This window comes from Pseudoalteromonas sp. BDTF-M6 (assembly GCF_018334135.1).
Lineage (GTDB): Bacteria > Pseudomonadota > Gammaproteobacteria > Enterobacterales > Alteromonadaceae > Pseudoalteromonas.
Genome location: NZ_JAGXTQ010000001.1, coordinates 149,337 through 172,097, shown reverse-complemented (window position 1 = coordinate 172,097; position 22,761 = coordinate 149,337). Strand labels below are relative to the sequence as shown.

Here is a 22,761-nt window from a genome sequence, read left to right as displayed (position 1 = left end):
AGTTGTAGCGGATACGCATGCCGCGTATTTCTACTGCGTTTTCTCATATTCATGTAGAATATCCAGCTAGCACATGCACAGCCTTGTATTAATACCCTGCAAGCTGCGCCAGAAACAAACAGCAAGAGTCAATAACCCCCAAAGTCTCGGCCATGAAAAAACAGCAACCTCCGAGTTCGGCCAACACCGAACTGTCGCAAGACGACATCGATCTATTTCGCCAAAGCATTGGCTCGACCAAGCGGGTGAAAAACGACACCGTGCGCCTTACCAGCGGGCAAAAGAAGCACATCGGCGAGCGCCAACAGGTGCAGCGTCAAAGTAAAACGGAATTCTACTTTTCCGACGAGTACATACCCGATATCGATACCCAGGGTACGGTTAGCTATGTCAAAGAAGGTGAAGACAGATATCTCGCCAAGCAGCTAAGGCGCGGTGACTATGCCCCGGAGCTTATCCTCGACTGCCATGGCATGAGCAAAGAAACGGTGAAACTGGAACTGGCGGCCTTGATCAGCGCGTGTAAAAAGCAACATGTACACTGCGCCTGTGTGGTGCACGGTATTGGCGAGCGCATTTTAAAACACAAGGTGCCTCAGTATCTGGTGCAGCATCCGGATATTATCGCCATGCATCAGGCACCATTGGAGTATGGTGGCCGGGGTGCCTTATTGATTCTGATTGACCTACCGGTGGATGTCAGCCCACTGCTTTAGCTGCTCACGAGCGTGAGCGCTTTGGGCCCACCCCGGGCCCTGCCTCACTATTGAGATGTCGCCTCATAGCCGAAAATGACATGCGGCAACTCGGCCACCCCCTGCTCGGTCAAAGGCGGGCTAAAGTAATAACCTTGCACCACAAAGCAGTTGTTGGCTTTTAAGAACTCCATCTGCTCTTTGGTTTCCACACCTTCGGCCACCACATTAAGGTTCAGCTTTTGCGCCATAGCGATGATCGCCGCGGTGATAGCCATATCGTTCGGATCGTCAGGAATGTCCTGTACAAAGGAGCGGTCAACCTTAAGCACATCAACGGGGAAACGCTTGAGATAATTCAGCGACGAATAGCCGGTGCCGAAATCATCGATGGAAATCGACACCCCGAGGCGTTTAATGTCATGCAATTGAGAAATAGCGGTATCCACATCCCCCATCAGCATGCTTTCGGTCAGCTCTAGGTGCAGATTTTTCGGGGCCACCTTGGTTTGTTCTAATATATTAGCCAAGCATGGGATCAGGTTGGCATCCTGGAACTGGCGCACCGACAAGTTCACGGAAATATTTGCTTCCAACCCAGCCTGCGCACGGCGCGCCGAGAAACGACAAGCCTCACGCAAGACCCACTCACCGAGCTCAACGATCAGGCCGGTGGCCTCGGCAATGGGGATAAATTTCACCGGGGAGATGGCTCCTTGAGTGGGGTGCGTCCAGCGGATCAGGGCTTCAAAGCCCAGGACCTTGCCCGTGCGGCTATCAACCTGCGGCTGATAATTCAGATGGAATTGACTGTCGCGAATACCCTGGCGCAGCTCATTTTCAATATACAAGCGCTCGTTCGCGGCGGCATTAAGCTCGCTGGAGTAGAAATGGTAGGTGTTTTTGCCCTTGGCCTTAGCCTCATACATGGCCAAGTCCGCATGTTTAAGGAGCTGGTCTTCCTCACTGCTGTCGTCCGGCGCCATGGTAATACCGATACTGGCGCTGACGATCACCTCGTTATTTCCTAAGGTAATGGGTTGATTCAAGGTACGCTGTATGGTGTGCGCCACCTCTTTGGCGCGCTCCTGGCTTTCAATGCCGCTGAGCAAGACGGCAAACTCATCACCGCCAAGGCGGGCAATGGTATCCTCGGTACGCAAACGATTCTTCAAGCGATTGGCCACTTCCACCAGTAATTGGTCGCCAATATCATGGCCTAGGGTATCGTTAATACGTTTAAATTCATCGAGATCGAAATAAAACAGTGCAAAGGCGTAGTGACCACGCTCGGCCAGGGCCATGGACTTACGCAATTGCATGCGGAAGAAGGTACGGTTAGCCAGACCGGTCAGGGTATCGAAATAAGCCAGTTGCTCCATCTTGCGCTGGCTTTCTTTGACAAAGGAAATATCCTGCGCCGACACCACATAGCTGTTGACGCCCCCTTCCTCATCACGGATGGGTGATACGCTAAGGGATACCCACAAGGCATGCCCGTCGATTTGCTCCAACATGGTGTCGCCACGCCAGTAATTACGAGTGCGTAAATCATATTCGATATCATCGTTGAATATCGCCATTTCTTTGGCGATTACACTCAGCAATTTGGCATTGGTAAAGTGTTCTTCATCAAAGCCGGTCATTTCCAGCATTTTCGGGTTTACGTATTCGATTTGCAGCTGATAGTTGGTGATCAATACGCCCGTGCCCGAGTGCGCCACCGCCTTGGACAAACGATTGGCGGCCTGCTCGGCAATGTCTTTTTCTTTAATACGTTGATTTAGGCCCGTGATGGTGTTGATCAGCTCCACACTCATGTCTTTAAAGGAGCCGTTAAGAACACCTATTTCATCCTTACCCTCGGGCGGAAATTCGGTGTCCATCTTGCCCTTACCAAAGCTGGATACCGCATCGACAAGCAGATAAATACGGCGCAACACCAGTTGATATAAGGCCTGATGCAATAATAAAGCGACCAGAATAGCATAAAGAATAAACAGCCCTAGGAACTTAAGCTGCAACGCCTCCAGCGCTTCCAAGGCACTGGACTGCTTACGATAAATGCCAACATACCAATCCAGGCCATCAACCTTGCTGATGGTAGTCAGGTATTGCTCACCATCATACTCAAACTCTTCGGTCATGGTAGGTAATTCAAGGCGCAAGGCATCACCGACTAATTTGACCAGTTGGGGATTAATAAAATCGGACATACGCAGCGCTCGGCCTTCACGGCCATAACGCTGGTAGGTGGCGTCATCGAGTTTTGGGTGCGCCAATAACTGACCCTTGCCATCCACCACGAACATCTGCTGGTGTTTATCGTCTATGGGTAAAAAACTTAATAAATTGCTCAGCTCGATATCGGCACCGGTCAATGCGGTATGTTCATTGTTCTGATAAATGGGGGTCACTATGCTCACCACCCATTTGCGCCCTACTCTGTCGTAATACACAGGTGTCCACACCGCCAACCTGTCTGGGTTCAGCTCTGGACCAACGCGACTAAAGTTAACCGCATTATTCGCCCGATAATTTTCCGGTGCATCCATGGCCCAGGTTGCAGGGGCGATACGCACAAAATCATCGGCGGTTAACAGATAGTAGTTGAAAAATTCTTGTGTCAGCGTGGGCGATATAATGCGCCATAGCGCTTCGGAGCGGGTAAAGAGCTGTTGATAATAGGGGGAGTAATTGGCTTTTGGCATTACCGCCGCGCTCATGCCATCTGGGGTGACGCTACGCAGGGTGGATTCATCGGTGGCAATAAACTGGGGCATGGGTGCACTGTAGTCACGCTCAGCGGAAAATAATTCGCGAGCCACCACCGCATTGGCTTGTTCGGCAATATTGGTTTTACTATCAATTAATTGTCCAAACTGGCCAATAAACCGCGCACTGTATTGGTTTAATTGCTCATTTTCCTGGAACATTAATTGTTTTTGTTCGGACTTGAGCATAAACACCGCAGCAAAAATGCCGGCGATCAGGCATATAGCCGAAATCAATACCGAGAGCTTTATGCTTAACGAATGTATGCCAAATCGAGATGGCGGACGCCTATAAACCACAGCCGATCCTTTTTAAGTATCTGGTTTTTTATTATTTTAGCCAGCTAGCAAATATAACAGCCACAGCGCTTATGTATAGCCCTTTTTGACGCGAATTTTTGCCAACCCTCTAACAACTAAGACAAAAGAATTAACAACAAGATCAATATAGTCGTTTTGGGAACAAACGCCCAATAAATTAATATCTTAGTCTCCAGTGAGTGATTTTTTGGCAAGGCCAAGGGCGACAAAAATTATTTCCTCCATTACCGCCATTGGCCTATTGACTTTTAACTGCCCATGCCAGTAGATTGAAGTCATGAACATTATGTCTTTCGTATTTTTTCGCTTTTTTATCTACCACCCTTGTTAGGGAGGCGCGAGCGAGTACGTGAGATTCACACACATGCTAAGGCCTCCCAACCGGGAGGCCTTTTTCGTTTTGGGAATGAGGAAACCTAATAATGACCAATGATACGCTCCTGGCACTGCGCCGAGACATCAATGAAATCGACTCTGAGCTGTTGATTTTATTGGCAAAGCGTCGCCGCATCAGCCATTCGGTGGTGGAATATAAAATCGCCAATAACAAGCCCATTCGTGACGAGGCCCGAGAGCAAGAACTACTGGAAAAGCTGATCAGCTACGGTAAATCCCTCGGCCTGGATGCCTACTACATCAATAGCGTCTTTCAGCGGGTGCTCGAAGACTCGGTACTCCATCAGCAGGCCATGCTGCAGCAAAACCTCAACCCAGAGGTATTGGGAGAGACCAATCGAGTCGCCTATCTGGGTGGCCAGGGCTCCTACTCCCAGCTGGCGGTGCACAAATATTTCAGTCGCCGCCCTGGTAAGCTGGTCGAGCTGGGTTGTGCCCAGTTTGATGAAATCACCGGCGCGGTGGAAAAAGGCCAGGCCGACTTCGGCGTGCTGCCAATCGAGAACACCAGCTCTGGCAGTATCAATGAAGTATTCGACCTGCTCCAGCACGCCCAAGTCTCCATCGTAGGCGAGGTCACTCACTCTGTAGAACATTGCCTCTTGGTCAAACCCGGCACCGAGCTGGGCGACATTACCAAGCTTTACGGTCACCCCCAACCCTTTGCCCAGTGCAGTCGCTTTATTCAAGGTTTAAATAAAGTACAACTGGAAAACTGTGACTCCACCACCAGCGCCATGAAGGCAGCCTTGAGTTGTGACAACAGTGCCGCCATCGGCTCTGCGGAAGCCGGCAAGCACTTAGGTTTAGAGGTATTGAAAACCGGCATTGCCAATCAAAGTGAGAACCACAGTCGCTTTATTGTTGTGGCGCGCAAGGCCATGCAGGTATCAACGCAAATCCCCACCAAGACCACGCTTATTATGGCCACCGAGCAACATGTGGGCTCGCTGGCCGATGCCCTGATGGTCTTTAAAGAGCATGGCATTAACATGGTAAAACTGGAGTCACGCCCGGTACCGGGCAACCCCTGGGAAGAAGTATTCTATGTTGATTTAATTGCCAACCTGGCCGAGCCCAAGGTGCAGCGTGCTCTTGAAGCCTTGAAAGATCATACCCAGTTTGTGCGCATCCTGGGGTGCTATCAAAGCGACTCGTTACAAGCGGTGGAAGTGAATTAACAGGCAAAAAAAAGAGCCAGAAGTCATGACTTCTGGCTCTTTTGCATTGTGGGCAGGTTAATTTGCAAGACCAATTAACTCGATTTCCGCGATTTGTACTAGGCCATCATTATTGGCATTTTTACTGATACTCACGCGATAACTGCTGTAGGCAAAGCCGTTGCTAAAACTAAAGGTGCGACGCTCCAACCTTTCATCCCAGCTCTCACCGATCCATGACGCCACTTCAACCCAGGTTTGGCCACCATCATTCGAACCTAGTAGGCTAAAGTTTTCAGGGTCGCGCTCCGGGGCGTCATTGGCGCTGGTAATGGCGATTTCACTGACCACCTGAGCGGTGCCGAAGTCGGCCTGGATCCAGGAAGGATTCTCAGCCGTTGGCGCCCCCTGCCAGTCATTATGATCCAGCCACTTGGTGTTTACGTCATTATCAAAGGCCTTATCCTGGTTTTCACCTTCACCAATACTGAAGCGAGCGCTAAAGGCGGTATCGGGCAACTCGGTTAAATCCTGTAACTGATATTGAGGACCGATAAAGCCAACCTCGGCAATTTGCACCAGACCATCATTGTTGGCATTGGCGCTCACCGACAGGCGATAATGTGAATAGGCCAGACCATTGCTCAGGGCGAAATGGCGTTGTGCGAAGCGCTCGGAAAACTCCTCCCCCGCCCAATTAGCCAGAGATAACCAGTTTTCGCCATCGTTCGATGCCAATAGCGAGAAGCTGGCCGGATCACGCTCAGGCGCATCGTTGGCACTGGTGATCATCAGCTCGTTGACGGCTTGCGCCTCGGCCAACTGCACCTGGATCCACGCCGGGTTTTCCTCGCTCGGGGCACCCTGCCAATCGTTGTGATCCAACCACTTGGTGCTTACATCACGGTCAAAGGCCTGGGCCGCGCTTTCTGAGTCACTGATACTAAAGCGGGCACTGTAGCCGGCGCCATCGCTCAGAGAGTGGTCCACACCCTCAAGTTCGGGACCAATCAACTCCACTTCGGCGAGTTGCAGCAGGCCATCGTTATTTTTATTTTTGCTTACTTCCAAGCGATAGCTGCTATAGGCCAGTTGATTAGCCACGGCGAAGGTACGGCGCTCGGTACGCTCATCAAAGGCCTCTCCAACCCAGCTTGCCAGCGTTACCCAGCTTTCGCCACCATCATTGGACGCCAGCAGCGAGAAGTTTTCCGGGTCACGCTCCGGGGCATCGTTGGCGCTGGTAATAGCCAGCTCATTGACCGCTTTTGGAGCACTGAGGTCGAGCTGAATCCAGGACGGATCCGCTTCATTGGGCGCACCTTGCCAGTCATTGTGATCCAACCATTTGGTGGTGGGGTCATTATCAAAGGCCTTATCCTGATTCTCGGCATCGCCAATGCTGTTGCGCGCCGAGGCGATCGCTTGTGGGTCATCACTGTGGTCCACGCTCACATGCACAGGGCCAACAAACTCAATTTCCGCCAGTTGCAGCAAGCCATCATTGCCCTGATTTTTGGTGATATTGATACGATAGCTGGTGTACGCCTGGGCGTTGGCAAAGGCAAACTCCTGGCGCTCAAAGCGCTCATCAAACGCGGCCCCCACAACGCTGGCGAGGGTTACCCAGCTCTGACCGCCATCGTTGGACGCCAGAATGTCGAAATTTTCCGGGTCGCGCGCTGGGGCGTCGTTGGCACTGGTAATGAACACGCTGCTGATCGCCTGCGGCGCGGCAAAGTCCACCTGCAACCAGGACGGGTCCTCGACACTGGGAGCGCCCTGCCAATCATTATGATCAAGCCATTTGCTTTGTAAGTCTTTATCGAAGGCCTTGTCGGCGCTTTCCGCATCACTGATGGCATTGCGGGCACTGATGGTGGCATCCAGCATAGTTTGCACCGTGCTCACTTCCCTCAGCGGCCCTGTGCTGCTCGCCTCATCAAACAGCGGCAGGGTTAAATCAACGATGGTCGCAGCGCTGAGGCCAAGCTCAGCGGTAAGTGGGTGCTGCTCAATGGCATCGAACAGACGTTGGCGAAAACGCTCTAGCGCCTCGGCATCGTCCGCCAAGGCCGCACTTAAATCAGCCTGCGCCACCGAGATATTGCCGGCCAAGGTTTCATCACCATCAAGCTGGGCAAAAGCGGCATTGAGCAAGGACAACTTAATACTGGCGTCATCGATCAACGGGGTTTGGCATTGCTGCTCACCGGCCTCATCGGTCTCGCATTGCTCTACACCCTGAAAGTTGGCCAGGCTATGGGCACTGACCACAGGGAGCTCGAAGACATTGGTGTTGTTGGTTTGCCAGCCCATGGCGCGTAACAGTAAGGCGGACATTTCCGCTTGTGCCAGGGCCATCAGATCGGCACTGGAGACATTGCGGCCATTGGCAATTTCCTGCTCCACTAAAAACGTCGCCAGCGTGGTCAGGGCATTGACCTGCATGGTCGCATCCGCCTCGCCATCGGTCTGATTGCCATAGGGCACGCTAACCTGGGTTAAGGTGCTTAACTGCGCACCGGCAAGGGTCTCACCGCTTAGCTCTTGGGCAATTTGCGCATCACCACACATCAGGGCATCACACACCATGCTTGATTGTGCGGTGGTACTGGCTGTCACCTTCACCGTGGTATTAATACCAAATCCTGGTGCGCCACTGACGGTGAAAAACACCTTGCCATCGCTATCACTGATGGCCTCGGCATCGATGCCAAGCGCCGTGCCATTTAGGCTGGCCACACTGATTTGCGCGCCACTGAGCGTGCCCTTGACTACCGAGCCTGCCAGCTCAGCGGCCGTACTCGCCGGGGTAACCGGCACCTCCTGAGGGTTTGGATCATCGCTGCCACCACAACCACTGAGCAGGGTACAGAGCACCAAAGGGACCGAGGTCACCTTAATTAAATTAGACTTTTTCATATTGCTACCTTGTTCTTTACTGATGCGCACCGCCCGAAGCTGGCCATTATTGCTCTTCTTTCTTGCCATCAATTAGGGCCTAGATGCGCATGTCACATAATGAGTTGATTAAAAACGATACGTTAAGCCGGCATAGTAGCGACGACCACTGTAGCTGCTGCTGCGTAACCTGGCCTTGCTGTCCTCACCGTAAAAGGTTCTGGGCTCTTCCTCGGTCAAGTTGATCACCGAGGCGCTAAAGGACAGGTTATCCATCAAGCTGTATGACGCATTAACATCAACCTGTTGGTACGGCTCCTGGTACACGATCAGGCCATCGGCTAGGCCCAGGGCCGTTTTACCGCGACGGTTGTACGAAGCGCGGACGCTGAAGGTGTCGTTCTCAAAGTAAGCAGAGAAGTTGAACTGGTTATCGGCGCTGCCCACCAGAGCCGACTCACCGACCTTTTCACCATCGACACTGACATCCGCCTGGTTGGTATCATTTAGGGTGTAGTTGGTGTTAATGCCGAAGCCATTATCAAAGGCGTGCTGGGCGAATATCTCAATACCGCGCGAGGTAGCATTGGTACCATTGGCCGTGGTGGTAAACGGCGTCACCGTGATCTCCCCTTCGGGCACGATCACTTCGCCGGTATTGGGGTTGGTGAAGCCATCAAACGCACGGGTTGAGGTGATGATCAAGGGCACGATAAAGTTATCTACGTCCTTGTTAAACAGGGCAATACCCACCGCAGAGCCGTCACCATAATAGTATTCGGCGGAGATATCCGTTTGCACCGACTCATAGGGTTTTAAATCCTTGTTACCACCTGAGCCCTGCCAGCCAGGTTCAACCGGGTTGCCACGGAACTCCAGGCGGTCGTCCGCCCATTCCTGGGAGATAAAGGTTAATTGCTCCGGTGCCCCTAGGTCGTTGTATGGGGCACGAGACATGGTTTTCGCCGCCGCGGCGCGCAGCACCAGGTTATCGGTGGCATCCCACACCAGGTTTAAGCTGGGTAAGAATTGATGGTCGGTAGACGTACGGCCAATGGTTTCTTCCACGTCGATTAAACGACGCTCACCAAGAATATCCTCCTGAGTGACATCATCAATATCGTCCAGGAAGAAATTGATTTTGTCCGAGGACATAATATCGGTTTCGGTTTTTACGTAACGCACACCGACATTACCGCGCAGACTTTCATAGGAAAAATCCGCCTGCACATAGGCTGCGGTAATTTTCTCTTCGATATCAAAGACGAAATCCGGCTCTTTGCGGGTATATTTAGCGTATTCATTGGTGACGATATCGCGGTATTTATCCCAGTTAATGGTGGGCATAACATTGACATCAAAGCCGCCGGGAATATTCTGCTCAGAGCGACTATTAAGCACATCCTCCAGGTTTGGCATGCCGCCAATCCACTGGTAGGAAACCTCGTCGATGGCACCTTGGCTAAATGGATCAAGTGTGCCGTTGGCAATGCCTGCCGCCCCTTCTTGAGTGATAAAGAAGGTGTTATTGGTCTCACGGTGCAAGCTGGTTTTACGGTGTTTCACCCCCACCCGCAGGGTATCGACCCACCCCGAGCTCAAGTGGTAGCTAAAGTCCAGTTGCGCATAGTCTTCTTCCAAATCACTGACGATATAACTCGAGCCGGTCGAGCCCGGATCCGGGTCGCCGGCAACACCGGCCAGCAGGTTATCCAACAAGGCTGGATCGGTATATAAGGAGACGCGATCACCCAAACGCCAACCGGCGAAGGCCGCGGCATTTTCCACCATACCGGAATCACTGCGACCGGCAGGCTGGCCACTTTTGTAGGCTGCTCGCCATGACTCGGAAGGGCCACCACTGGCCTCGGTGCGACCAAATTTACCTTTTAAGTCATACACCTCGCCGCTGTATTCAAAACCGAAGTCGTAGGTATCTGAGGTGTCTTCTTCAAGGGTGTAACTACCTATTATCCAAGGAAACTCCATATTTCCCTCGGTGCCACCTGCGCCCGTGGTAAAGTCCATCCCCGTAACTATGGTGCCGCTTTGGTCAAGCTCAACCCCAACCAAATGATTGGGGTTGTATTTCCATTCGGGGATCCACATTTGCGAGGTGGTTCTGTCTTGGCCCAGTTCAAAATGGAAGTAGTTAAAGGTCAGCTCCAGGGTGTCCATAGGCAGCCATTGCAAGGTGGTTTGAATCCCTTCACGCTCACGCTTTTCTTTGGTTACCCCAACGCCGGCAACCTGAGGCGCCCAAACGCCATCATAAACATTGCCATAGGCATCCTCTAAGGCGGCAAAACGACGGCTGCTGTCGGTAATTTCGTTGCCTTGGGTATCCACCGCGGGTAAATCCGAGCTGGTCGCCCAGCGCCAGCCACCGCCGCCGCTCATATCGCCGCTCAGTGAGCGGTTAGTGCGGTCCTGGCGCGAATAGCCGACTAAGAGACCCAAGTTCTCATCATCATTTTTCCACGAATACACGCCGCTGAAGTTAGGCTCGTATTTTTCGGTGACATCGGCATAGGTGTATTCGAGGTTTAGGGCGCCAGAGTTGGCCTCCATATTCAGGGGCTTACGGCTGTGAATAATCACGGTACCGCCCACCCCGCCTTCATCCAAACGGGCTTCGGAAGACTTAAAGACCTCCACCGACTGCACCATGGTCGAAGGCAGTAAGGAGTAACTAAATGAACGTGACGGTGAGCCCGGAGACGAGGCAATAAAGTTGCCATTGAGTTGGGTAAAGGTTAGATCCGATGATAAGCCGCGAATACTAACGTTTTCCCCTTCACCGCCACTGCGGGAGATAACGATACCGGGAACTCGCTGCAAGGAGTCCGCGACGTTCTTATCGGGAAACTTACCTATGTCTTCGGCGGTAATGGCATCGACAATGGCGTTGGACAGGCGCTTAATCGCCATATTTTCTGCCATTGAAGCACGTATTCCGCGCACTTCGATGGTTTCAATTTCTTTTTTATCTTCGTCTTCTTCGGCACCGGGGTCCGCATACGCCACATTTCCCGCCGCCATCATTGCTAAAAACAGTGCAGACTTTGTGAACCGCTGCGCATGACCCGCGCCTCGTCGGTTGTTCTTATTGTTGGCCATTTCAGTCTCCAAGTATCTCTCTTATTGTTGCTCGCCAAACAAAGGCTGACGAGGGGTGTCGCCTACGTTCCTATTACTGCCTTACTTTTCACAAGTTAATAGTTTGTAAAACTTGCCCACAGGATAGAATCAGGACCATAGGGAGCGATAATATAAATTCGGTGAGCACTAAAACAAAATCGGCGTATGGCTCAAAAAAAGATCCAATTGGCCACAACCTAATTTATAGTGCAATGTCTATTGGTATTGCGGAAAAATACCTTGGGTAAAAATTACAACTAGTTGATAAAAAAGATTTTAAATCCATTTAATTCGCTTAAAAATCAATGAAAACAAAAAGTAGTCACCCGCGATGAGCCAGTCGATGACAACCAACAATAGTAAAATTCTGGAAGTTTGCCTGAGTTCGGACAACCTCCAAGTGCTGCGACAAAACCTGACTAAGGTGTGCAACAGTGGTGCCCAACGCATCGAGTTATGCGCCAATATGGACCAAAACGGGATCACCCCAAGCACCCAGGCCATGGCACTTGGGGGAGAGTTGGTGTCGGCCAATACCGAGCTGCTGGTAATGATCCGCCCAACCGCTTGCTCATTTGTTGTGGATAGCTCAACCCTAAAGCTAATGCTTAACTGCATAGACTCAGCCGCTGCCCATGGTGCCAGCGGGGTCGTCTTTGGTGTCCTGACAAACGCCGGCGACGTCGATGCGCATGCTTTGGAGGCCCTGGTGCGCCAAGCTCAGCGCGCGAATCTTAAGTGCACCTTTCATCGGGCTTTTGATGCCATCGACAATCAATTCAATGCCCTGGATACCCTGATCAACCTGGGTATTGATCGGGTGCTAAGCAGCGGTACCCCCTGGCAAAGTGGCCTTGGCGCTGCGGCGGGAATAGAGCGTCTACGGGCATTAGCAAGCCATGCCCGTGGCCGATTGGAACTGGTGGTAGGCGGTGGGATAACGCCTAACAATGCCGCCCCCATTTGGCAAAAGCTGGCACAGCAATACGGCCCTATTTCACTACACAGTTACGCCGGCGTGCACCGGGCTCAAGGCCTGGTCTCCCGTTCGGCCATCGAGGCAATACTAGATGCAAGAGACTAAACACGACTCGCAAACGCCCAGCGCTCCCAAGCTGTTTCTGGGTATCGATGGCGGTGGCAGCAAATGCAGGGTGCGCCTAGAAGATGGCAGTGGCCTATTCCTCGCCGAGGCAACATCGGGCCCGGCCAATATCGCCACCTCCATCGCCCAGGCTCAGGAATCGATCACCGATGCTGCGGTGCGTGCTTTGATGTATGCCGATGTGCCGCTGGAGAAATTAAACACCCTCTATGTCTGCGCAGGATTAGCCGGGGCCGCAGTGCCATCGGCCCTTAGCGAGATGCAACAATGGCAACACCCGTTTGCGCGCTTGGATATCACGACGGATATGCATATTGCCTGCGCCGGCGCCCATCAAGCCCGCAAAGGCGCGGTGATCATTATCGGCACCGGATTTTGTGCTGGCGCCATAGATAATCATCAGCTCACCGAGTTCGGTGGCCATGGCTTATTGCTAAGCGACGGCGCCAGTGGTGCCTGGTTGGGGCTGAGCCTGGTGCGCCATACCCTGGAGGTGCTCGATGGTCTGAGTTCGTCATGCCCCTTGAATGACGCTCTACTGCAATACACCCATTGCAACACAGCTATTGAGCTCACCGCGCAAAGCATTAATGCGGCTCCGGGCTACTTTGCCCAATTTGCTCCTTTGGTGTTTAGTCATGGCCATGAACCTCTGGGTAAAGCGCTCCTCAGCCAGGCCGCGCATTTTGTATCTCGCTACATCGACCATCTCCAACAACAAGGCTATAGCCGCATCTGCTTGATGGGTGGGGTTGCTCATGCCCTTGAGCCCTCGCTCAGCAAGGAGCACCGTGCCCTGCTCACCCCCATGCAAACGCCTCCCGAAAGCGGCGCCTTGCAGTTATTACGCCATCGACTTGGGGTTGAACTTTAGGCTTTAGGCTTTAGGCTTTAATCCTCAATTGTATCCCGCAGTTTGGAGGGAACATCGCCAAATAGGCGCTTGAATTGTTTGCTAAAATAACTGGGCTCGGCAAAACCACATTGGTAGGCCACCTGGGAGACCGGCAGCTGGGTTTCGACCAATAATTTGCGCGCATTCTCCAAACGCACCTCGTTAATATACTGATTGGGTGTTTTTGCCAGATGTTTTTTAAAGCGCCGTTCCAGTGCACTCACCGACAGGTGTGCCAACTCTGCCAGCTCTTCGATACCAATATGACGATGGAAGTGACTGCGAATATATTCTACCGGCGCCTCAATGGCTTTGACGTGCGAAAGGGCCTTCGACGTTTTTTGTAAATGGCGCGTCACGCCATAGGTGCCGATGATTGCCCCTTGCTCATCTTTCAACACATGTTTTGAGGTGGAAAACCAGCCCAGCTCTCCCCTGTCCGTGTAATTCAATTCCAAACGGTCGGTCACCCCATACCCCTGCATCACCCGCTTATCATCGTTTACATACTGAAACGCCAAATGCTTAGGGGAAAAGTCAAAATCCGTTTTAAACAGGATCTGATCGAGGGATTTAAACCCCTGGTGCTCTATAAAGTGTTGATTACCATGCAGAATTCGACTGTCTGTATCCTTCACCCAAAAAAGAATATCGGGGATCAGATCAAAAGCGGCAATCAATTGATTTACTCCGACTTTATGGAGAAATTCGGTACGTTCCATGGGCTTACACCTGCTCTAAATAACGGCCTTGTTCTTTTATTGTAAACGCCGATTTTGTTGCATTGTCAACCGAATTTTTATTATCCCCTCGCAGCGCACTTCCCTATTATCGATAACATAGCGTTAACTAAACTCATAAACAGGGTGTTTTCCAACCGCCTTGTATAACCCTGCATATAGGAAATATTAGATGAGTAACAAACGAATTCGAATGGCCATGGTAGGCGGTGGCGAGGGTGCTTTCATCGGCGCAGTGCACCGCATCGCGGCTCGCCTGGATGGGCAAATAGACTTGGTCGCCGGGGCATTTAGTTCAGATCCCGAGCGCTGCTTGCAAACAGGGCAAACGCTCGGCCTGGAGCCGGCGCGTTGCTATCGCGATTATCAAAGCTTAGTGCAAGGAGAAGCTCAGCTAGCGGATGATGTGCGCGCCGACTTTATCGCCATCGTCACGCCCAATCATTTGCACTTCCCAGTAGCCAAAATGGCTATAGAGCACGGCTTTCATGTGCTCTCAGATAAACCAGCTACCCTCACTTTTAGTGAAGTCCAACAGCTTGCTACCTTGCTTGAACAACATACCAGCCTGTACGGTTTAACCCATACCTACACCGGTTACCCCATGGTTAAAGAGGCCAAGCAACGCATTATCGCCGGTGAGCTTGGTGCCATTCGCAAGGTGGTGGTCGAGTACTCACAAGGCTGGTTGTCGCAAGCGGCGGATGAACAGGGCAAACAGGCTAAATGGCGTTTGGATGCCCATAAGTCGGGCATTAGTTGCTGCATGGGTGACATTGGCGTCCATGCTGCCAACCTGGTGGAGTATGTCAGCGGCCTGGCCATTACCGAGCTCTGTGCCGATCTTGATCAGGTGCTGCCGGGACGAGCCTTAGACGATGATGGTACCGTGCTGCTGCGCTTTAACAACGGCGCCAAGGGCGTGCTGATGGCCAGCCAAATCGCCGTCGGCGAGGAAAATAACTTACGTCTGCGCATTTATGGCGAGCACGCCAGCTTCGAGTGGGCACAGATGGAACCGAACAGCCTGTGGCTTCGCCCCCATAACGCCCCTGCCCAGTTGCTGCGTGCCGGTGTCTGCCCCTTAAGCGACGCCGCCATGATGGCCATGCGCACCCCGGCTGGACACCCCGAGGGTTACCTAGAGGCCTTTGCCAACATCTACCGCAACTTTGCCGCGCAGATCAGCGCCCATAAGGCAGGCCAAGAGTCTAGCAACCAGACCTTTGATGTACCGGGCATCGACCAGGCCGTGCGGGGCATGGCGTTTATTTACAATGCCGTTGCGGCGTCCAAGCAAGACAGCAAGTGGCACCCCTTCACCATGGATCACTAAAAATATGAAACAAATCAAAGGACCTGCCATTTTTCTTGCCCAGTTTGTTAGCGATGAAGCGCCTTTTAACAGCTTACCTAGCATTTGTCGCTGGGCCGCCGACCTGGGCTACAAAGGGGTGCAAATTCCCACCAACGACAAGCGCTTATTCGATCTTGAGCGCGCCGCCCAGTCACAGGAATATTGCGACTCCATTAACGCTATCGTCAATGATGCCGGGCTGTGTATCACCGAGCTTTCCACTCACCTGCAGGGCCAGTTGGTGGCCGTACACCCGGCATACGACGAGATGTTCGATAACTTTGCCCCAGATGAGGTTAAAGGCCAGCCTCAGGCGCGACAAAAGTGGGCTACCGAGCAGTTAGTCATGGCCGCCAAGGCCAGTGAACGACTGGGACTAAAAAGCCATGCCACCTTCTCAGGTGCAATCTTGTGGCACACCATGTATCCCTGGCCACAACGTCCACAAGGACTTGTTGAGCAGGGTTTTGAGGAGCTGGCGAAGCGCTGGCTGCCTATTTTGGATGCCTTCGATAAGGCTGGGGTCGATGTCTGTTACGAGCTGCATCCCGGTGAAGATTTACACGATGGCGCCACCTTTGAGCGCTTCTTAGCGGCGACCAATAATCATCCACGGGCGCATATCCTCTACGATCCCAGTCACTTCGTCTTACAACAGTTGGACTATCTGCAATTTATTGATATCTATCACCAACGCATTAAAGCCTTTCACGTCAAAGACGCCGAGTTTAATGCCAGTGGCCGAGCCGGTGTTTACGGTGGCTATTTGAACTGGCAAGAGCGTCCGGGACGTTTCCGCTCCCTGGGCGATGGCCAGATAGATTTTGGCGCCATTTTCAGCAAGCTGACTCAGTACGGATTCGACGGCTGGGCGGTGCTGGAGTGGGAATGCTGCCTGAAGCACCCGGAATCGGGCGCTCGTGAGGGAGCCGAGTTTATTGCCAAACACCTGATCCGGCCCACCGACAAGGCCTTTGATGATTTCGCTGGCGCCAGCACCGACAGCGAGCGCAACAAACGCATTTTGGGCATCAACTAATGAGGACAGCCACAATGGATAATAATCATAATAACCGCCTGGTGTTTCGCCTGTGCTGCATCGCACTGGTTGTAACCTCGATGACCTTCGCCATTCGCGCCGGTATTCTTGGTCAGTTAGGCGAGCAGTTTTCGCTCAGCGATACCGAGCTTGGTTGGGTCAATGCCATGGCCTTTTTAGGCTTTCCCATCGCCACCATGGTCGGCGGCGCCATCTATAATGCCATCGGCGCGAAAAAGCTGGTGGCCCTGGCCTTTATCTGCCATTTTGCCGGCTTGGTAATGACCATCTATGCCGACGGATTTTGGGCCTTACTGCTCTCAACCTTTTTAATTGGTTTTGCCAACGGCTCCGTTGAGGCCGGCTGTAACCCGCTTATCGCTGAAATGTATCCGAAAAATACCACCACCATGTTGAACCGTTTCCATGTCTGGTTCCCTGGCGGCATCGTCATTGGCGCCTTGGCCTCAAGCGCCATGACGGCAAGCGGCTTTAACTGGCAGTGGCAAGTGGCGCTAATTTTATTGCCCACACTCATTTATGGCGCCCTGATGATACGAGCGCGCTTCCCACTTTTCGATACCCGCACGCATTCGACGCTCAGCAACCTGAAAAACCTGATCTCGCCATTGTATTTATTTTTGGTGGTCTGTATGACGCTGACCGCCACCACGGAGCTGGGCACGCAGCAGTGGATAGAGCGCATCTTAGGTGCATCGGGAGCCTCGCCCATGATGATCCTGGCGCTGATCACCGGACTGATGGCGGTGGGTCGCTTTTTTGCCGGGCCAATCGTGCACACATTTAATCCCACGGGCGTCCTGTTAGGCTCGGCGGTGTGTGCTACGGCCGGTATTTTTGTGATGAGCCAAGCCGAAGGCAACATGGTCTATCTGGCGGCGGTATTATTTGCCATTGGCGTCACTTATTTTTGGCCAACCATGCTGGGTTGCGTGGCCGAATACACCCCAAAAACAGGTGCCCTGGGTATGTCATTGATGGGCGGTGCCGGCATGTTCGCGGTTAGCCTCTGGAACCCGGTGATCGGCAGCTGGATCGACAGCGCCAGAGCCCAGGCCACGGCGGCCAATCTCGATGCCCAACAGGCCGATGTGCTTGCCGGTCAGGCGGTGCTTGGCAATATTTTACTGTTCCCCACCATTCTTATCATCGCCTTCTTAGGTCTGTATTTTTATATCAAAAACAATAAGGGTGTGGATGCACACGCCCATGTAGCAACAAGTAAAGAGTAACAAGGGTTTCCTATTATGAATCAAACAATTAAAGCCCTGCCACTGGTGCTTGCCCTGGGCTCCTCAGCCTGCGCCTCTGGCGTATGGGCAAAGGACAACCAGCTAACAGCGCAAGAGCAAGAAGCAGGTTGGCAGCTGCTATTTGACGGCAAAGACATGTCGCAGTGGCGTAACTTTAAAAGTGACGGCCTGAATACACAATGGCAGGTTGAAAATGGCGCCATGACCTTAACCGCCGGTGGCGGAGGCGATATTCTCACCAAGAAAAGCTATGACGACTTTGACCTGCAACTGCAGTGGAAAATCGCTCAAAAAGGCAACAGTGGTATTTTTGTGTTAGTGGATGAAAAAGGCAGTGCCATCTATTCTCACGCCCCGGAAATACAAATTCTCGATAATCAGGAGCACCCGGATAACAAGATTGACTCGCACCTGGCGGGGTCAATCTACGACCTATTCGCCGCGCCAAGCAGTGCCCATAAGGTGGCAGGTCAGTGGAATGATGTGCGTATTCGTCTGCGCGATAACCACCTCGAGGTATGGCAAAACGGCGTCAGCACCACCAGCATAGTCATCGGCAGCACCACCTGGAATGCCCTGGTGGAAAACAGCAAGTTTGCTACCTGGCAGGGCTTTGCCCAGGGCCAAGGTGGGCACATTGGCTTGCAGGACCACGGCGACCGCGTGTGGTTTAAAAATATCAAGATTAAGGAGCTGTAGTGATGGCGAAGTTTGATCATAAAGTGCTCGTCGTTGGCTCCGGTGCCGGCGGCGCCATGGCCGCCTATACCCTGGCCAAGCTGGGTCACAAGGTGTTAATGCTCGAGGCGGGACGCGACTATAACCCGAAAACCGAAAGCCCCATGTTTAAGCGCAATAGCGAAGCACCCTTGATGGGAGCGGGCAATAAAGACAAAAACTTTGGCTTTTACGACGCCACGGTAGATGGCGGCTGGCAGGTGCCTAATGAGCCCTACACCGAAGCCGAAGGCACGGACTTTTACTGGTGGCGCGCGCGCATGCTGGGTGGGCGCACCAATCACTGGGGTCGCTACTCGCTGCGTTTTTCCGAACACGACTTTAAAGCGAAAAGCCGCGATGGTCACGGTGCCGACTGGCCGTTTGAATACCAAGACCTTGCGCCCTGGTATGATAAAACCGAAGCCATAGTCGGAGTGTGCGGCACCAACACCGGCTTAGACGATATGCCGCCTTCATCAGAGGGTATCTTACAGCCACCGCCTAAACCCCGCGTACCCGAGTTACTGGTTGCGGCCGCGGCGAAAAAGCTTGGCATTCCAGCTGCGCCCATGCACCGCGCCGTGTTAACCCGCCCGATTGACGACCGCATGGCCTGTTTCTACGCCACCCCTTGTGGTCACGGCTGCTCCATCGGCGCGGCATTCCAAACCACCACTTCGCTTATTCCCATGGCGAAAAAGACCGGCAACTTGGAAGTGATCACCGATGCCATGGTTAAGTCCGTCTCTGTCGACGATAACGGTAAGGTCACAGGCGTCACCTATGTAGATAAGAAGACGGCAACCGAGCATGCCATCGGAGCCGATGTGGTGATCCTGGCCGCCAGCGCCTGTGAGTCTGCACGCATCATGCTTAATTCCAAGTCCGCGGCGCACCCCAATGGTGTGGCCAATTCCAGCGGCCAGGTAGGTCGTAACCTAATGGACAGCACGGGTGCCTGGCTGGGGGCGCAGATCCCCGCATTGAAAGGGCGTCCGCGTTACAACGAAGATGGCCATACCGCGAACCATTTGTTTATTCCATGGTGGGGGCATAAAGCTCAGGCACAAGGTGAGCTTTCGTTCCCACGCGGTTATCACTTTGAGATCAGCAGTGGCTTTGGTCAACCCGGCTCTGGGGTCTCCGGTGATAAGCAGGGCTATGGCCCGGCTCTGAAGCAACAGGTCCGTGACGCCTATGGCTCATACGTGGGCTTTGCCCTGCGCGGCGAGATGCTACCTAATAAAGATACCTATATGGAAATCGACCCAGAGGTGAAGGATAAATGGGGCATTCCGGTGGCTAAATTCCACTTCAAATGGTCCGACAGAGAGCTCAAACAAATCGAACATGGTTTGCAAACCGCTAAAGCCATCTTGGAAACCATGGGCGCCAAGGTAGGAACGCTCCCGTCCCCGGAAAAAGCCATTTCCAAGGGCGGTGAAATCATCCACGAGGTGGGTACCACCCGCATGGGCAGCTCACCGAAGGAGTCGGTCACCAACCAATGGGGACAAACCTGGGACTGCGACAACCTGTTCGTGATGGACGCCGGTGTTTTCGCCTCTAACCCACATAAAAACTGCACGCTTACCATTATGACGCTAGCGATGCGCAACTCAACCTGGCTCAGCGAGCAAATTGCCAAAGGAGCGTTATAAATGCACCACCATGATCGTAACAACCCTTATCAATATAAATCGGGCATGACCCGCCGCGAGTCGCTTAAATGGCTTGGGCTATTAGCGGCGGGCTCCGCCGTCACCCTCAGTGGTGGTTGTTCAAAAGCCCTTGAGGCAGGTGTCGCAGGCACAAGTAATGCTGGCCATTGGCCGGCCTTAAATATTAAACCCGTGACCGCGACCGGGTATGGCACCGATCCCAATATGATTATGCCGCCTCAGTCTCCCTGGCCGCTGACACTCAGTGCCGCCCAGCTAACCCTGGTGGCAATACTGGCGGATTGGATAGTGCCTCGTGAGGGCGATATTCCATCGGCCTCCGAGCTTGAAGTTCCTGGGGTAATAGATGAATGGGTCAGCGCTCCCTACGAGGGACAACAACGCGACCGCATCACTATTTTACATGCCCTGGCCTGGATAGACGACGAGGCTCAACTGCGCTTCAAGGCCAAGTTTGCCGCGCTGAGTCGCGCTCAGCAGCAGGCAATTATCGACGATATCGCCTATTACTCGGATGATACCCCGGAGCAATTTAAACGCATTGGCAAAGCCTTCTGGCGCTTTAAAGAGCTGGTACTGGGGGCGTTTTTCTGCTCGCCCGAGGGCTGTAAAGACATTGGCTACCTGGGCAATGTTCCCATTGCCGGCGACTATCCGGGACCCAACGCAGAAGCCAAAGCCCACCTGGATAAGGTGCTTGATGAGCTTGGACTCAGCAGCTACGCCTACCAGGATTAATAGTTAACGAACTTCAGAGCCCATTTATGGGCTCTGCTTCTATGGACTCACTATGAAATATCTTTCTTTTAACGCACTGGTATTGCTGTGTGTTTTAGCTCTGTCTTTGCCGGTGGCAGCACAAGAGCCGCAGATAAAGACACCGCCTATTAGCGTGCAGCTGTGGTCTGTAAAAGAGGCCCTTAAAGCCGACTTCCACGGCACCCTTGAAGCCCTCGCAGCCATGGGCTTTAGTGGCGTTGAATTCGCCGGAGATTTTGGCCCCTATGGTGATAATCCCAGCGCCCTTAAGAAAACACTGGCCAGTCTGGGTCTTCGAGCCAGTAGCGCTCATATAGGCTTTGATGCCCTCAGTGCAGACGTGCTCACCCACACCCTGTTGTTTTATAAAACACTTGGGGTTAACACTCTCTATATTCCCTGGGACGAGCGCGCCTGGGATGCCGACAAAGTCGCTCAATTTACCGAGCAGTTAAACGCCGCTCATGCACAAGCACAACGCTTCGATATGGAGATCGGTTTTCATAACCATGAGCGTGAGTTTGAACCCTACAAAGGGGCGACATTTTGGGATTATATCGCCACCCACTCCCCAAACTCCTTACCACTGCAACTCGATATTGGATGGGTGCAGTATGCCCAGCAGGACGCCCAGGCATTAATAAAAGCGTATCCACAGCGCACCCGCTCGGCGCACATTAAGGTGGTGGCCAAAGACAATGACCTTAGCCCTATTGTGGGCGGAAACGCTATTCCTTGGGAGGCAATCATTGAGACCCTGATTAAGGAGGGAAAAACCCAGTGGCTGGTGTTAGAACAAGAACAATATCCCGAGCAGATAACACCGCTGCAAAGCGTGGCGGCATCAAAGCAAGGGCTGGATAAGGTGCTCGCCCGCCTTAAAAACTAGGCTTTTTGTTAGCGCATAAAATACGCCAACCCTAGGGTTGGCGTTTCGTTATCCGCTTAGCGACCGGCTAAATACATTGGGCGGTCATATCCCAATCATTCTTGCGATTGATATTTGCGGTGATGCTGGTGCATACCTTTTTCGCTTCCTGATCTGTGAGGCCCCAGAAGATCAAGGCGCCTTTGCGGGCATCGCGATTCCCGTTGAGGTGAATATAGTGGGTGCGCGCCGGCTGTTGCTGCAACATGGAGGCATAACGCTTATCCAGGCTTTCTTTACATTCAAAGGTGACATGGGAACAATAGTTTTCCTCTACACACTGGTCCACAAAGTCCTGAACCAAGTTGGCATCACAGGCACCTTCCTTGTATCTGTGCCCCACTCCGATCATCTCTATCTCACGACCGGGTAAGTTATAGGTGATACGGGCTTGGGCATAGACCATTTCCCGTTCAGGCGTAATAATAGAAGTAATAGTATCGGTATTGTTGTAGAAATAATAAACTGCCGCGCCGATTGCGGCCAATATTAATAAATTTTTCATTGAGTTACCTCTTCGTCCATTGAAGTTTTGAGTAGCCAGTGTAGAACACTTTTGTGCCTAAACCAAACACGCGATTCATATTGGCCTCCTGCCTCCAGTATGATTTTCATTACACATCTCGCGTAATGACGCACACGGGCGCAGTCTGTGCCGCTAAAAGGCAAGTGCCCATATAAGGGCTATACTCTATAGACACATTGGAGCATAGATTATGAGCCAAAAACGAGCTTTTTACCGCGTGCACAATAAGGTGATTTATATGTCATTTAAGCGCTCTTTTGCGAATGAGAATGACGATAAAGAGTTACAGCCTCATTCTCCCAAAAAGCTCGCTCAGGTGATTTGGCTAAAGCGCAAACGCTGATA

General features: G+C 52.5%; 17 protein-coding genes. 12 read left to right on the top strand and 5 right to left on the bottom strand.

Annotated elements, in window-relative coordinates:
• The first annotated feature begins 152 nt into the window (after positions 1–152).
• Positions 153–716 carry an endonuclease SmrB gene (gene smrB / locus KD147_RS00745; RefSeq protein WP_105190098.1) on the top strand — a complete coding sequence of 188 codons (564 nt, stop codon included), beginning with the start codon at positions 153–155 and terminating at the stop codon, positions 714–716.
• Between the two features lie 47 nt (positions 717–763).
• Here smrB and KD147_RS00740 read toward each other — a convergent pair whose 3' ends face one another.
• Positions 764–3,769 (bottom strand): bifunctional diguanylate cyclase/phosphodiesterase, encoded by a 3,006-nt coding sequence (locus KD147_RS00740; RefSeq protein ID WP_212546564.1) that lies wholly within the window; start codon positions 3,767–3,769, stop codon positions 764–766.
• Between the two features lie 443 nt (positions 3,770–4,212).
• On the opposite strand from KD147_RS00740, the gene KD147_RS00735 reads away from it, so the two are divergent.
• The gene (locus KD147_RS00735; protein WP_212546563.1) at positions 4,213–5,367 is read left to right on the top strand and encodes a chorismate mutase; all 1,155 of its coding nucleotides are present in this window, start codon (positions 4,213–4,215) and stop codon (positions 5,365–5,367) included.
• Positions 5,368–5,424: 57 nt separating this feature from the next.
• On the opposite strand, the gene KD147_RS00730 is transcribed toward KD147_RS00735, so the two are convergent.
• Complete coding sequence (locus tag KD147_RS00730) at positions 5,425–8,271, bottom strand: discoidin domain-containing protein (RefSeq protein ID WP_212547028.1); 2,847 nt, start codon at positions 8,269–8,271, stop codon at positions 5,425–5,427.
• A 108-nt stretch (positions 8,272–8,379) separates the two neighbouring features.
• Positions 8,380–11,370, bottom strand: a complete 2,991-nt coding sequence (locus KD147_RS00725; protein ID WP_212546562.1) for a TonB-dependent receptor — start codon at positions 11,368–11,370, stop codon at positions 8,380–8,382.
• 364 nt (positions 11,371–11,734) lie between these two features.
• Between KD147_RS00725 and KD147_RS00720 the strand changes: the two genes are divergently transcribed.
• Both KD147_RS00720 and KD147_RS00715 read left to right on the top strand, forming a co-directional pair.
• Positions 11,735–12,475, top strand: a complete 741-nt coding sequence (locus KD147_RS00720) for a copper homeostasis protein CutC (protein WP_212546561.1) — start codon at positions 11,735–11,737, stop codon at positions 12,473–12,475.
• Positions 12,462–13,370 carry a glucosamine kinase nucleotide-binding domain-containing protein gene (locus tag KD147_RS00715; protein ID WP_212546560.1) on the top strand — a complete coding sequence of 303 codons (909 nt, stop codon included), beginning with the start codon at positions 12,462–12,464 and terminating at the stop codon, positions 13,368–13,370. Before KD147_RS00720 ends, KD147_RS00715 begins: the two co-directional genes overlap by 14 nt.
• 17 nt (positions 13,371–13,387) lie before the next feature.
• On the opposite strand, the gene KD147_RS00710 is transcribed toward KD147_RS00715, so the two are convergent.
• On the bottom strand, positions 13,388–14,113 hold the full coding sequence (locus tag KD147_RS00710; protein ID WP_105255302.1) for a helix-turn-helix transcriptional regulator: 726 nt from the start codon (positions 14,111–14,113) through the stop codon (positions 13,388–13,390).
• A 190-nt stretch (positions 14,114–14,303) separates the two neighbouring features.
• Here KD147_RS00710 and KD147_RS00705 point away from each other — a divergent pair, with 190 nt between their 5' ends.
• From KD147_RS00705 to KD147_RS00675, 7 genes are read left to right on the top strand one after another with little or no spacing between them, the layout of a single operon-like run.
• The gene (locus KD147_RS00705) at positions 14,304–15,467 is read left to right on the top strand and encodes a Gfo/Idh/MocA family protein (protein ID WP_212546559.1); all 1,164 of its coding nucleotides are present in this window, start codon (positions 14,304–14,306) and stop codon (positions 15,465–15,467) included.
• Positions 15,468–15,471: 4 nt separating this feature from the next.
• Positions 15,472–16,527: a sugar phosphate isomerase/epimerase family protein gene (locus KD147_RS00700; protein ID WP_212546558.1), complete on the top strand. Its 1,056-nt coding sequence runs from the start codon at positions 15,472–15,474 to the stop codon at positions 16,525–16,527.
• 14 nt (positions 16,528–16,541) lie between these two features.
• Positions 16,542–17,780: an MFS transporter gene (locus KD147_RS00695; RefSeq protein ID WP_212546557.1), complete on the top strand. Its 1,239-nt coding sequence runs from the start codon at positions 16,542–16,544 to the stop codon at positions 17,778–17,780.
• Positions 17,781–17,795: 15 nt separating this feature from the next.
• A complete protein-coding gene (locus KD147_RS00690; RefSeq protein ID WP_105255298.1) occupies positions 17,796–18,500 on the top strand; it encodes a 3-keto-disaccharide hydrolase in 705 nt (234 codons plus the stop codon).
• 2 nt (positions 18,501–18,502) lie between these two features.
• Positions 18,503–20,182, top strand: coding sequence for a GMC family oxidoreductase (locus tag KD147_RS00685; RefSeq protein ID WP_212546556.1), 1,680 nt, complete (start codon positions 18,503–18,505; stop codon positions 20,180–20,182).
• A complete protein-coding gene (locus KD147_RS00680; protein ID WP_105255296.1) occupies positions 20,183–20,941 on the top strand; it encodes a gluconate 2-dehydrogenase subunit 3 family protein in 759 nt (252 codons plus the stop codon).
• Between the two features lie 52 nt (positions 20,942–20,993).
• The gene (locus tag KD147_RS00675) at positions 20,994–21,851 is read left to right on the top strand and encodes a sugar phosphate isomerase/epimerase family protein (protein ID WP_212546555.1); all 858 of its coding nucleotides are present in this window, start codon (positions 20,994–20,996) and stop codon (positions 21,849–21,851) included.
• Between the two features lie 67 nt (positions 21,852–21,918).
• On the opposite strand, the gene KD147_RS00670 is transcribed toward KD147_RS00675, so the two are convergent.
• On the bottom strand, positions 21,919–22,395 hold the full coding sequence (locus KD147_RS00670) for a hypothetical protein (RefSeq protein ID WP_105255294.1): 477 nt from the start codon (positions 22,393–22,395) through the stop codon (positions 21,919–21,921).
• 211 nt (positions 22,396–22,606) lie between these two features.
• Between KD147_RS00670 and KD147_RS00665 the strand changes: the two genes are divergently transcribed.
• Positions 22,607–22,759 (top strand): hypothetical protein, encoded by a 153-nt coding sequence (locus tag KD147_RS00665; protein ID WP_158678947.1) that lies wholly within the window; start codon positions 22,607–22,609, stop codon positions 22,757–22,759.
• Positions 22,760–22,761: the final 2 nt, after the last annotated feature.